Origin of the sequence: Rhizobium sp. CIAT894 (assembly GCF_000172795.2) — a bacterium.
GTDB lineage: Bacteria > Pseudomonadota > Alphaproteobacteria > Rhizobiales > Rhizobiaceae > Rhizobium.
In genome coordinates this window covers 344,544-356,302 of the sequence record NZ_CP020951.1, presented here as the reverse complement: position 1 = coordinate 356,302, position 11,759 = coordinate 344,544, and the positions used below count along the sequence as shown (strand labels likewise).

The 11,759-nt window shown below is 61.1% G+C and carries 12 protein-coding genes; 9 read left to right on the top strand and 3 right to left on the bottom strand.

What is annotated here, in order from left to right; all coding sequences use genetic code 11:
* The first annotated feature begins 3 nt into the window (after positions 1 to 3).
* The 5 genes from ugpC to RHEC894_RS28040 all read left to right on the top strand — a co-directional run bounded on the left by ugpC (position 4) and on the right by RHEC894_RS28040 (position 5,286).
* On the top strand, positions 4 to 1,071 hold the full coding sequence (gene ugpC / locus RHEC894_RS28060) for a sn-glycerol-3-phosphate ABC transporter ATP-binding protein UgpC (RefSeq protein ID WP_085739980.1): 1,068 nt from the start codon (positions 4 to 6) through the stop codon (positions 1,069 to 1,071).
* 156 nt (positions 1,072 to 1,227) lie between these two features.
* Entirely contained in the window at positions 1,228 to 2,532 is a 1,305-nt protein-coding gene (locus tag RHEC894_RS28055) for an ABC transporter substrate-binding protein (RefSeq protein ID WP_085739979.1), read from the top strand.
* Between the two features lie 142 nt (positions 2,533 to 2,674).
* The gene (locus RHEC894_RS28050) at positions 2,675 to 3,607 is read left to right on the top strand and encodes a sugar ABC transporter permease (RefSeq protein ID WP_085739978.1); all 933 of its coding nucleotides are present in this window, start codon (positions 2,675 to 2,677) and stop codon (positions 3,605 to 3,607) included.
* Positions 3,608 to 3,617: 10 nt separating this feature from the next.
* Positions 3,618 to 4,517 (top strand): carbohydrate ABC transporter permease, encoded by a 900-nt coding sequence (locus RHEC894_RS28045; RefSeq protein WP_085739977.1) that lies wholly within the window; start codon positions 3,618 to 3,620, stop codon positions 4,515 to 4,517.
* A gap of 88 nt (positions 4,518 to 4,605) precedes the next feature.
* Positions 4,606 to 5,286, top strand: coding sequence for a redoxin domain-containing protein (locus RHEC894_RS28040; RefSeq protein WP_085739976.1), 681 nt, complete (start codon positions 4,606 to 4,608; stop codon positions 5,284 to 5,286).
* Between the two features lie 26 nt (positions 5,287 to 5,312).
* Here the strand turns inward: RHEC894_RS28040 and RHEC894_RS28035 are convergent, their stop codons facing one another.
* Positions 5,313 to 5,906 carry a TetR/AcrR family transcriptional regulator gene (locus tag RHEC894_RS28035; protein WP_085739975.1) on the bottom strand — a complete coding sequence of 198 codons (594 nt, stop codon included), beginning with the start codon at positions 5,904 to 5,906 and terminating at the stop codon, positions 5,313 to 5,315.
* A gap of 153 nt (positions 5,907 to 6,059) precedes the next feature.
* On the opposite strand from RHEC894_RS28035, the gene RHEC894_RS28030 reads away from it, so the two are divergent.
* The 3 genes from RHEC894_RS28030 to RHEC894_RS28020 all read left to right on the top strand — a co-directional run bounded on the left by RHEC894_RS28030 (position 6,060) and on the right by RHEC894_RS28020 (position 7,676).
* Entirely contained in the window at positions 6,060 to 6,458 is a 399-nt protein-coding gene (locus RHEC894_RS28030; protein ID WP_085739974.1) for a RidA family protein, read from the top strand.
* Between the two features lie 301 nt (positions 6,459 to 6,759).
* Complete coding sequence (locus RHEC894_RS28025) at positions 6,760 to 7,245, top strand: NUDIX domain-containing protein (protein WP_085739973.1); 486 nt, start codon at positions 6,760 to 6,762, stop codon at positions 7,243 to 7,245.
* A gap of 149 nt (positions 7,246 to 7,394) precedes the next feature.
* On the top strand, positions 7,395 to 7,676 hold the full coding sequence (locus RHEC894_RS28020) for a hypothetical protein (protein WP_085739972.1): 282 nt from the start codon (positions 7,395 to 7,397) through the stop codon (positions 7,674 to 7,676).
* Positions 7,677 to 7,708: 32 nt separating this feature from the next.
* Here RHEC894_RS28020 and RHEC894_RS28015 read toward each other — a convergent pair whose 3' ends face one another.
* Together RHEC894_RS28015 and ligD are read right to left on the bottom strand one after the other, a co-directional pair.
* The gene (locus RHEC894_RS28015) at positions 7,709 to 9,754 is read right to left on the bottom strand and encodes a flotillin family protein (protein ID WP_085739971.1); all 2,046 of its coding nucleotides are present in this window, start codon (positions 9,752 to 9,754) and stop codon (positions 7,709 to 7,711) included.
* Between the two features lie 487 nt (positions 9,755 to 10,241).
* Positions 10,242 to 11,294, bottom strand: coding sequence for a non-homologous end-joining DNA ligase (gene ligD, locus RHEC894_RS28010; RefSeq protein ID WP_085739970.1), 1,053 nt, complete (start codon positions 11,292 to 11,294; stop codon positions 10,242 to 10,244).
* Positions 11,295 to 11,573: 279 nt separating this feature from the next.
* On the opposite strand from ligD, the gene RHEC894_RS28005 reads away from it, so the two are divergent.
* A complete protein-coding gene (locus RHEC894_RS28005; RefSeq protein WP_085740145.1) occupies positions 11,574 to 11,756 on the top strand; it encodes a hypothetical protein in 183 nt (60 codons plus the stop codon).
* Positions 11,757 to 11,759: the final 3 nt, after the last annotated feature.

The following is an 11,759-nucleotide window of genomic DNA, read 5'->3' as shown; positions in this document are numbered from 1 at the left end:
AGTATGGCAGGCGTTCAATTCGCAGATGTGCGGAAGTCCTTCGGTGTGCATCCTGTCATCAAGGGGGTGGACATCGACATTGCCGATGGGGAATTCGTCATCCTCGTCGGCCCGTCGGGCTGCGGCAAATCCACACTGCTGCGGATGCTGGCCGGGCTCGAGAACATTTCCGGCGGCGAGATCAAGATCGGCGGGCGCGTGGTCAACACGCTGCCGCCGAAGGACCGCGACATCGCCATGGTGTTTCAGAACTATGCACTCTATCCGCATATGACGGTGGAGCAGAACATGGGCTTTTCGCTCATGCTGAACAAGGCGCCGAAGGCGGAAGCGGAAAAGCGGGTGAAATATGCCGCCGGCATCCTCGGCCTCGACAAGCTGCTCGACCGCTATCCGCGCCAGCTTTCCGGCGGCCAGCGCCAGCGCGTCGCCATGGGCCGCGCCATCGTGCGCGATCCTGAAGTTTTCCTGTTCGACGAACCGCTCTCCAACCTCGATGCCAAGCTGCGCGTCGCCATGCGCGCCGAGATCAAGGAACTGCACCAGCGGCTGAAAACAACCACTGTCTACGTCACCCACGACCAGATCGAGGCGATGACCATGGCCGACAAGATCGTCGTCATGCATGACGGCATCGTCGAGCAGATCGGATCGCCGCTCGAGCTTTATGACAAGCCGGCCAATCTCTTCGTCGGCGGCTTCATCGGCTCGCCGGCGATGAACATGATCAAGGGCAGGCTCGACCCGGAAGACGCCCGCCAGTTCGTCGCCGCCAACGGCACCCGGCTGCCCGTCGCCAACCCGCCGGCGAGCGCGATCGGCCGCGATCTCGTCTACGGGCTGCGCCCCGAATACATCTCGCTCGATGCCAATGGGGTGCCGGCCGAAATCGTGGTGATCGAGCCGACCGGCTATGAGACCCATCTGACCGTTCGCCTCGGCGGCAGCGAGGTCAGCTGCGTGTTCCGGGAGCGTGTCAATGCGCGCCCGGGCGAAGCGATCCGCGTGGCGATCGACGCTTCGCACGTCCATCTCTTCGATGCCGAAGGCGGGCAGAGGTTGACCGACTGACGCCATCCGACGGCACGGGAGGGGAGGAGTCTTCCCAGCCGCCGGAGCGCACGCATTCCGTGGGAGCTTCCACTCCGGGGATGCCAGACCGACGTTCGCCAAGCGGGAGGCGGACGCCGGAGAATTGCTCCCGCTGTTTCAATGAGGAGGAATCTCATGACGATCAAGAGACGTGAATTTCTTGCTGCAACGGCTGCCGTCGCCGGCGCCGCCGGCTTCGGCATCAAGCCATCGCTGGCGCAGGCCGAACCGACCTACACGCCGGAAAGCGGCGCCAGCCTTCGCCTGCTGCGCTGGACGCCCTTCGTCAAGGGCGATGAAGAGGCCTGGCTTGCCAACACCAAGAAATTCACGGAAGCCACGGGTGTGGAAGTCCGCATCGACAAGGAAAGCTGGGAGGACATCCGCCCGAAGGCAGCCGTTGCCGCCAATGTCGGCTCCGGTCCCGATCTCATCATGTGCTGGTTCGACGACGCGCATCAATATCCCGACAAGCTGGTCGATCTCACCGAACTCGGCAACTATCTCGGCAACAAGTATGAGGGCTGGTACGACGGCGTGAAGGGATATGCCACGCGCGGCGACACCTTCATCGCCATGCCGCTGACGGCGATCGGCAATGCCGTCGTCTATCGCGACAGCCATGTGAAGGCCGCCGGCTTCAACGAATTCCCGAACGATACCGCAGGCTTCCTCGAGCTGTGCAAGGCGATGAAGGCAAAGGGCACGCCGGCCGGCTTCCCGCATGGCAAGGCGGTTGGCGACGGCAACAACTACGCCCATTGGCTGCTCTGGAGCCATAACGGCATGATGGTCGACGAGAGCGGCAAGGTCACGATCAACAGCCCGGAGACGCTGGCGTCGATCAACTATGCCAAGGAGCTCTATGCGACCTTCATTCCGGGCACGGAAAGCTGGCAGGACGTCAACAACAACCGCGCCTTCCTTGCCGGCCAGGTCTCGCTGATCGCCAACGGCGTCTCGGTCTATTACACCGCCAAGAACGACCCGAAGCTCGCCGAGATCGCTAGGGATATCCGCACGACGAACTTCCCGATCGGGCCGGTCGGCAAGAGCGTGGAACTTTGCCAGACGAGCTCGCTGCTTCTGTTCAAGCACAGCAAATATCCGGAAGCGGCAAAGGCCTACATCAAGTTCATGATGGAAGCCGACCAGATGAACGCCTGGATTCAGGGCTCCAGCGCCTATTGCTGCCAACCGCTCAAGGCCTTCGCCAAGAACCCGATCTGGACCGCCGATCCGGTCCACGCGCCCTATGCCCGCGCCTCGGAAAAGCTGCGCCCGAACGGCTATGCCGGCCCGCTCGGTTATGCCTCGGCGGCGACCATGGCCGACTATGTGCTGGTCGACATGTATGCCGCCGCCGTCACCGGCCAGATGTCGCCGGAGGATGCGATGAAGGAAGCCGAACGCCGGGCGAACCGCTACTACCGCGTCTGAGCCGCGCTTAATGCATGTCGCCCGGAAGTGTGTAGCGGTTCCGGATAACGATATGCATGAAAACAACAGACAAACCATGCGGCATGCCGGCCTTCGGCATGCCGCGATAACTGCAGTTCAAACGGCGATCTGGAGATCAGCAATGTCAATGGCGAATTCGGAAGGTGAGCGCGGGCCGGTCTCTTCGCTCCTGCAGAACAACAATGTGCTCGGCTTCCTGTTCATGCTGCCGGCGGCGGTGTTTCTCGTCTGCTTTCTCACCTATCCGCTGGGGCTCGGCGTCTGGCTCGGCTTCACCGATACCCGGATCGGCCGCGACGGCATCTTCATCGGGCTGGAGAACTACCAGTTCCTGATGGAGGACTCGGTCTTCTGGCTGTCGGTCTTCAACACCATCCTCTATACCTTCGTCGCCTCTGTGCTGAAGTTCGCGCTCGGGCTCTGGCTGGCGATGCTGCTGAACCAGCACCTGCCCTACAAATCCTTCTTCCGGGCAATCGTCCTGCTGCCCTGGGTGGTGCCGACGGTGCTTTCGGCGCTGGCCTTCTGGTGGATCTACGATTCCCAGTTTTCGATCATCTCCTGGTCGCTGATGAAGCTGGGCCTGATCAGCGGGCCGATCAACTTCCTCGGCGATCCGATCAATGCGCGCATATCCGTCATCGTCGCCAATGTCTGGCGCGGCATTCCCTTCGTGGCGATCTCGCTGCTCGCCGGCCTGCAGACCATCCCGGCCTCGCTGCAGGAGGCCGCCTCGCTCGACGGCGCCACGAGCTGGCAGCGCTTCCGCTATGTGACGCTGCCGATGCTGACACCGATTATCGCCGTGGTGATGACCTTCTCGGTGCTTTTCACCTTTACCGATTTCCAGCTGATCTACGTGCTGACCAAGGGCGGCCCCGTCAACGCGACGCATCTGATGGCGACGCTCTCGTTCCAGCGCGGCATTCCCGGCGGCCAGCTGGGCGAGGGTGCGGCGATCGCCGTCGCCATGGTGCCCTTCCTGCTCGGCGCGATCATGTTCAGCTTCTTCGGCCTGCAGCGGCGCAAATGGCAGCAGGGCGGCCAGGATTAGGAGAATGACGATGTCGACACATTCTAACACCGCCGATCAGGCCCTGACCGACAATGCCGAAGGCATGAGCTATCTGAACCGCCTGCCGCGGCGGATCGTGATGCTCTATTTGCCGATGGCTGTCTTCGTCTTCGTGCTGCTCTTCCCGTTCTACTGGATGGCGATCACCGCGGTAAAACCCAATGAACAGCTGACCGACTATAGCAATTACAGCCCCTTCTGGGTGGTGGGACCGACGATCGCCCACATCAAATACCTGTTCCTCGAAACCTCCTATCCCGGCTGGCTGTGGAACACGATGCTGGTGGCGGTCTGCTCCACCTTTCTCTCGCTGGTGGCGTCAGTCTTGGGCGCCTATGCCATCGAGCGCGTGCGCTTCACCGGCTCGCGTTCTGTCGGTCTGGTGATCTTCCTCGCCTATCTCGTGCCGCCGTCGATCCTGTTCATCCCGCTTGCCTTCATCGTCTTCAAGCTCGGGATCTACGACTCGCGGCTGGCGCTGATCTTCACCTATCCGACCTTCCTCATTCCCTTCTGCACCTGGCTGCTGATGGGTTATTTCCGCTCGATCCCCTTCGAACTGGAGGAAAGCGCGCTGGTGGACGGCGCCAACCGGTGGCAGATCCTCGTCAAGATCATCCTGCCGCTCGCCGTGCCGGGGCTGATCTCGGCCGGCATCTTCGCCTTCACGCTGTCCTGGAACGAATTCATCTATGCCCTTACTTTCATTCAATCTTCGGAAAACAAAACCATCCCGGTCGGGGTACTGACCGAGCTGGTGCGCGGCGATGTCTTCGAATGGGGGGCGCTGATGGCGGGAGCCTTGTTCGGCTCGCTGCCGGTGGTCATCCTCTACTCGTTCTTCGTGGACTACTACGTTTCGTCGATGACCGGGGCGGTGAAGGAGTGACAGACGCTGAGCACTGGGCCTTCTTGCGACACGTGGTATAGTTGAATTCCGGTCGTCCTCCTGGACGATACGACAAGGGAATTGTTCCATGGGGGACCAGAAACGCCCGCTGCAGCCTGGAGAAGCCGCGCCCGGATTCGCCCTGGCCTCGGCCAACTTCGACGGCACGGTCTCTTTTGCCGACTTGCGCGGCCGCCCGTTCCTGATCGGCTTCTTTCGCGGGCTGCACTGCCCGTTCTGCCGACGCCAGCTGGAACAGCTTGCCGCGGTACAACCGACCCTGCGCGCCGCCGGGGTGGAGACCGTCGCCGTTATCAACACCCCGGCGGAACGGGCTCGTCTGTATTTCCGCCACCGGCCGACGCCGATAATGCTTCTCTGCGACCCGGACTGCCGCACGCACCGGGCCTACGGTGTGCCGCATGCCGAGTTTCTGCGCGACGGGAGCCGCGAGCAGCCCGAATGGCCCTATAGCGCAACGATGGCGCAATTCCAGGCGGTGCGGATCAACCCCACCGGCGAACTGCCGGAACCGCTGCACCCGATGGAAGCCAACACGATACTCAACGCCAAGGACGGCTTCGAGCTTACCGAAGCCGATCATACGATCTTCGCGAACCACGCGACCCAGCTCGTCGGGCACTTCCTGGTCGATGCGGACGGCACCATCGGCTGGGCGCGAATCGAGGCACTCGACGAGCCGAACAACCTCTCCGTCTTCCCCACGACGGCCGAGATCATCGCCGCCGCCGGCAACCTGGGGCACTGACCTGCAGCAAACGCTCCGTCAGCCGATCACAAACGCTGCAAAAGCAGACCTGCCGCCAAAGCATGAAAAGCTTCGACCGCCTTCGGCAGCACGCCCTGCGGGTTGTCGCTCGCCGCAATCCAGAGAGCCGCATTGAGAGCCGCGCCGCTCAGCAATCGGGCCGCTGCTTCAGCGTCGAGGGGCTTGAGGATGCCTTGTGCGGTCAGGCGCTCCACGGTGCTCTTGGTCACCTGCAGACAGCTGTTCTGGCTCGGCCACTGCGAGGGATCCCCCAGCACAGCAGGCCCGTCGAGCAGGACGATGCGCTGAACCTCCGGATTGAGCGCCATCTCGATATAGGCCGCCCCCTCGGCAAGCAGTCCCTGCCAATCACTATCAGCGCGCGCCCCGATTTCTTTGGCACGTGCCGCCATTTCGGTATCGATCTGATCGACGACCGCCGCCAGCAGCCCGCGCTTGTCTCCGAAATTGTGGTAGAGCGCGCCGCGCGTCAGCCCGGCGTCAGCCGTCAGCTCGTCCATGGACGCTGCCGCGTACCCTTTTTCGGCAAAAGCCTTGCGCGCAGCCGCGATCAGCTTGGCGCGGTTTTCCTGCATCGTTTCGCTGCGTGTCTTTGCCATTCGATCCCTCATTCACATACGAAGCGTATATGAACTTGACATACGAAGCGTATGCCGCTACCTCACATACGCACCGTATATCAAATGGAGGGCTGACTTGTGAAGTCTCACCCGGCCCTCATCGGTGGTTCCCAACAATCAAGAGAGATCAGAATGACCCAACGCGAAGCAATCTTTCCTGCCGGCAGGCACGATCTTTACGAAAAGCACGGCTATTCCGCCGCGATCCGCTCCGGTGACCTGCTGTTTGTCTCCGGACAGGTCGGCAGCCGTTCCGATGGAACGCCCGAACCGGATTTCGAACGCCAGGTCCGGCTGGCCTTTGAAAACCTGAAGGCGACGCTCAGCGCCGCCGGCTGCACGTTCGACGATATCGTCGATGTCACCAGCTTCCACACTGATCCTGAAAACCAGTTCGGAACCATCCTGGCGGTCAAGCAGGAGATTTTCAGCAAGCCGCCCTATCCGAACTGGACTGCGCTCGGCGTCAACTGGCTCGCCGGCTTCGACTTCGAAATCAAGGTCATCGCCCGCATTCCGGCCAGTCACTGACATCGCCAAACCCCGGTTGCACGGAAAACGCCCTGCCGCTGCCGTTGTCGAGAACTTGCCGACATCGGCAGCCGCTCCTATCTCATATCCAAGAGACTGATGGAGCGACGAGATGGCGGAGCTTGTGGCCGACACTCTATTCGATACCACGATCGAGATCATTCCTCCGGAAGACACGAGAGATGAGCCAGATGGCCGTGTCTGCCTTTGCTGTCAGCGCCGATGCCGATGGATGGATGACGACGGCTGCGGCATCTGCGAGGAATGCCTGGCCTCGTGAACGCGACAAGGGCACGAGGCAATGGCAATCCGTAGCGCCGGACTTCTGATCTATCGGCGCCTGTCCACGGACGTCGAAGTCCTTCTCGTCCATCCGGGTGGTCCCTTCTGGGCTGGGAAAGACGAGGCTGCCTGGTCGATCCCGAAGGGATTGATCGGGCCGGAAGAGGATGAGCTCACGGCGGCGCTGAGGGAGACGGCCGAAGAGCTGGGTGTCGCGGTCGACGGCATATGCACACGGCTGGGCGAATACCGGCAGCCCGGCGGCAAGATCGTCGTCGCCTGGTCGATCGAAGCCGATCCTGTGCTGGACCTGAACGCGATACGGAGTTCGGAATTTCAAATGGAATGGCCGCCGAAATCGGGCCGGATCAGGAGCTTTCCGGAGGTTGATCGCGCCGGCTGGTTTTCCCCGACCGAGGCAGCAACAAAGCTCTTGAAAGGCCAGCGGCCAATGCTTGCCGACCTCCTGAGATATCAGCAAGGATCGACGCGAAATGGTGATTGAGCCGCCCCTTGCTGCACGCATGCGTCAAGCGCGCGGCAGCCATGCTTTGCTTCTGCGGCCATCCATCTCCATCTGACAGTCACAGCCACCTCTCTCAAATCGAGAAATCGGCGCTGCGGCCCGCCTTGGGCGCGCGCGAGGAGACAATCATGAACGGCATTTCGAAAACCCTGAACGACATGACGCTTGTTGAACGGTCGAGCCTGCTCGACACCGTCGCCGATGCTCTGGAGGCCACTGCCGAAGAGGCCGAAGAGGAGGGCGACGCCCGCTTCGTCGCCAACTCCGTCTGCATCGCCAATACCATCCGCGGACTGGCCGGGGAGCTTGGCCCACACGATCTGCGGGCCGCCGAGTTGCTGCTCGAGCAGGGCATCATGCTCGTCCACCAGTTCGCCAACCGGGCGAAACCACGCGGAATGGTTCATTAAAGGATGGGCCGGCATGACCGGCCCATCCGCAATCAATGCTGTTCGGCCGGCGCCGGCACCACATCAGGGGAATCCTGTCGTCCAAGCCGGTCGGCGACCAGCATCGACAACATCATTTCCACCAGTCCGTTCGCACCGCCCTTCTCGCCGCCGGCACCGCCGAGCTGGATCTGCGGCACGAGCGGCAGCCTGCCGTTCTCGATCGCTTCGGCAAACCGCATCAGCACCTGCGAATGCAGCTGGTAGTCCGGACCACCGAAGGCCGCGACCTTCTTCTCGGTGGCTTCCGCTTCCGCCAGACCGACGGCGCGCACCTTCTGGGCATCGGCAAGGCCGGTCGCCTTGATACGCTCCGCATCGGCAAGGGCGATCGCCTTGATCCTGTCGGCCTCGCCAAGGCCGGCAAGCCGGACCTTTTCCGCTTCGGCCTTAGCGGTGACCTGAATGGTCTCCGCCTGCTGGCGGGTGCGGGCGAGTTGCGCCTTGCCTTCGTTCTCGCTGATCTCGATGGTGAGCGCCGATGCCGTGATCTTCGCCTGCTGTTCGGCGAGCGCTTCCTTCTCGCGCAATGTGCGCTCTTGGATCGCCGCCGCCTCCTGCAATTTATAGGTCTCGACTTTTTCGACGGCGATCTGACGCTCGCGCAGTTGGATCAGGATCTGCTCTATGCTGTTCTGGCCATTGTTAGCGCGGGGCGTACCGATCAGCACCTCCTGCAACTCGAGGCTGTAGGAGCCGAATTTCTCGCGCATTTCGTCGCCGGATTTGCGCTGGATTTCGCTGCGTTCCTGTAGCAGTTGGATCAGCGTCTTGGTCTGAGCGATGTTCTTGAAATAGGCCGAGACCATCGGGTCGAGCGTCTGTTCGACCAGCCGTTTGATATCGCCGAAGCGCTGCACCACCAGCGGCGCCTTCATATAGTCGATATGCACGACGACCGAGAGCGGCAGGACCGGTTCGAATGCATCCTTGGTGATCAGCGACACTTCGGAAAGATTTTCGTCCAGTCTGTGCTCGCCGAACTGTTCCTTCGTCCATTTGAGCACGAAGTTGGTGGTCGGCACGATGATGATATTGCCGGCATAGGTGTTGAAAGCATATTTGCCCGGCAGAAGCGGCGTCGACCAGACACCGCGTGCCCCCGTCTCGACCAGCTCGCCATGGCGATAGGACTGGCCTGAAATATCCGCGCTTCGCCGGCCCGTATAGGAAACGACGACACCCACCGTGCCGACGTCGATGATCGTCTTCTCCACAAGTTCGACGGTCGCAAAGATGCGGTTGAGGAAATAACTGCCGTCGGCAAGCACCTGCAATTGCCGGCCGCGATAACCGCCGGCATTGAGAAACTTCTCCGGATCCTGGAAATTATTGTGGAAGTTTGCATCCTTCGGATTATTGGCAACGGTCGGGGCGATGATCTCGCCATCGGGCAGCGCCGGACCGTCATGAATGGTGACGATGCCGATCAGGTCCTCGGCGTCATGGATGACGACGGGCTCGAAGCCATTGCGCTCGCTGATCAAAGTAGACATGTCGGCAAAGAGTTTTTGTTCCGACGCGTTCAGGTTGACGGCATAGGTCGATTGCGCGGTCAGCACGATGAACTGCGCGAGGTTGATGGCATAGGTGCCTTCGCGCAGGATCTTGCGCTGCGGCCCCTTCTGGCCGCCCTTGGTCAGAAAGCCGCGCACGTCTTGAAAATCATCGGCGTCGACATTCGAGGCAAGCGTCTGGGTCGGCGGCAGCGGCTCGCCATCGCGGGCGAAGACATAGCCGATCTGGCCCTGCGGAATGGTCACGAGATTGGCGCGGTGCATCGAATACTGGAACGGCATGAAGAAATGCAGGCCGCCGCGCACGACGTCCGGCTGGAAGCCGGCCTCGCCGTAGAGCGCAATGAAGCCATTGTCGACGGAGCCGCGAAAGCTCCATAGCTTCTCGAGAATGCCGAGCCTGTCGTTGGGGATATAGCGGATCACGCCGCTCCACCGGAACAGCATGACCACCACGATGAACGGAAAGGCAATGACGATCGCCCTCCATCCCATCGGACCAAGATATTGCAGGTTTTCCATCTTTTCTCTCGTATGGGCGCACGGGTTCATCCACCCGATGGCCGCCCGGTTGGTATTGGTTGATTAAAACGGGGAGAACGCGCCTATTGGCTCGACGCACTCAGAGTGTGTCGAACGCTTGGGCTGCTCATTGTCCGGAAAAAATGACCGCGCGTCCCGAGTCCCCGATGAGGGGCGGCGTGGTCGTGAATGCTCTCACATTGGTGTCGCCTTGATAGACATGACGATGGAGGACGTAAGGATTGCGCCTACAGGTTTAAAGATGCTGGATGCAGAAATCGAGCAAGTACTTCCAACGATTTCAATATTTCGAGCATTCAATTCTACTAAATTATGTCGTTTCGGCCTATTTGTTTCGGCCAGTATTTCCCTTGCCAAGCATCCGCAAAATTTGACGACAGTATTGGTGATTGGAGAACCCGACGAGTGGAGCGCGTTCCAGACGCGACCATCGCGGTTTCGCATCTTCCACCGGCAATCGTGATCCTCAATCGCCGAACCCTGTCATATCGAACACGGCCGCGTTGTCCTGAACGTCGCGCAGCCCCTTGTAGGAGGCGTGACGAAGGCTGCCGTCATCGGTCCAGCCGCGAAACTCGATCTCGGCGATGAGGGTCGGCTGCACGAAGACGTAGCGTTTGCCCTTCAGGGGAACGGCCGGCCGGTTCGTTTTCAACCGGTCTAGCGTCTTTTTCAGCTGCTCGGCATCCCTGGCGCTGAAGCCGGTTCCAACGGATCCGACGTAAATCCAGTCGAAGCCCTTTTTGCCGGCAAGCAGCAGACTGCCGATGCCGCTGCGGGCGGATGCCGATTGTTCGTAGCCGACGATCATGAAGCTCTGGCTCTCGACGCACTTGATCTTCAGCCAGTCGCCGGTGCGGCCACTGCTGTAGGGCCGGTCGCGATGCTTGGCGATAATGCCTTCCAGCCGATGATGGCAGGCATGCTCAAGCAGGTCTTCGGCCGGCAGTTCCAGCTCTTCGGAAAAGCGGATCGTCCCATCGCCGCCCGGTATCAGGTCTTCAAGAAGATGCCGGCGCACGGCGAGCTCGGTGCCTGTGAGGTCATGCCCGTCGAGATACAATAGGTCGAAGACGTAGAATATGGACTCGGTCGAAGCCCGCTTGCCGCCTCGGCCTCCGAGCGAACGTTGCAGCGCGCCGAAATCCGATCGGCCGTGCTCGTCGATAACCACCGCTTCTCCATCCAGTATGGCGGTGGTCACGCCAAGTTCTTTTGCCGCCGCGGCGATGGTGGGAAAGCGGTGGGTCCAGTCATGGCCGCCGCGGGTGATGACACGAACGCCCTTCGGCTCGATGTGGATCGCCAGCCGGTAGCCATCCCATTTCACCTCGTAGAGCCAATCCGATCCCAGCGGCACGACAGGCTTCAGCAGCGCCAGGCATGGCTCGATCCTCGACGGCATCGGATCGAACGGCAGGCTCGGCTGGTCAGGATCGCGCTTGCGGATCGGACGAGACTGCAGCGTCGCACTGGACTCGTTGAGGAATGGCAATGAGGGGCGGCGCGAGCGCGTCATGATCGTTGTCTGTCCTTCTCGGACCGGTTTTCAGGCCCTTCTCCAAACATCATGTCGCCTTTCCCGCTCGCGGGGAAGCCATGTCGTCATACTCCGGACGCAAGCAGTGCGAGTCAACCCGATCGGGGAGCGGATTGTTCCGTGCCGAAACGAATCAAATTCAATGGCTTGCGGCACATGCGCCAGTCCCTATTACGAGCCGCAAGATGCTCTTGATTCCATGCATCTTTTTGCCGCGCCATACGTTCTAATGAGAGTGCAACCACAGGCATGATCACCATGACCAAACGCGAACTCCTCGATACCAGCACCGACAAACGCTACGTCCGCCGCGATGAAAAGGGCCAATTCAAGGAAAGCGACGGCGTCGGTCGCTCGCTGTCAGCCGACCGCCGCCAAACGGCGAAGGCCAAAGCCAAGCCGGGGGAGGGCGATCGCGGCGATCGGAATATCAAGCACTGAGGA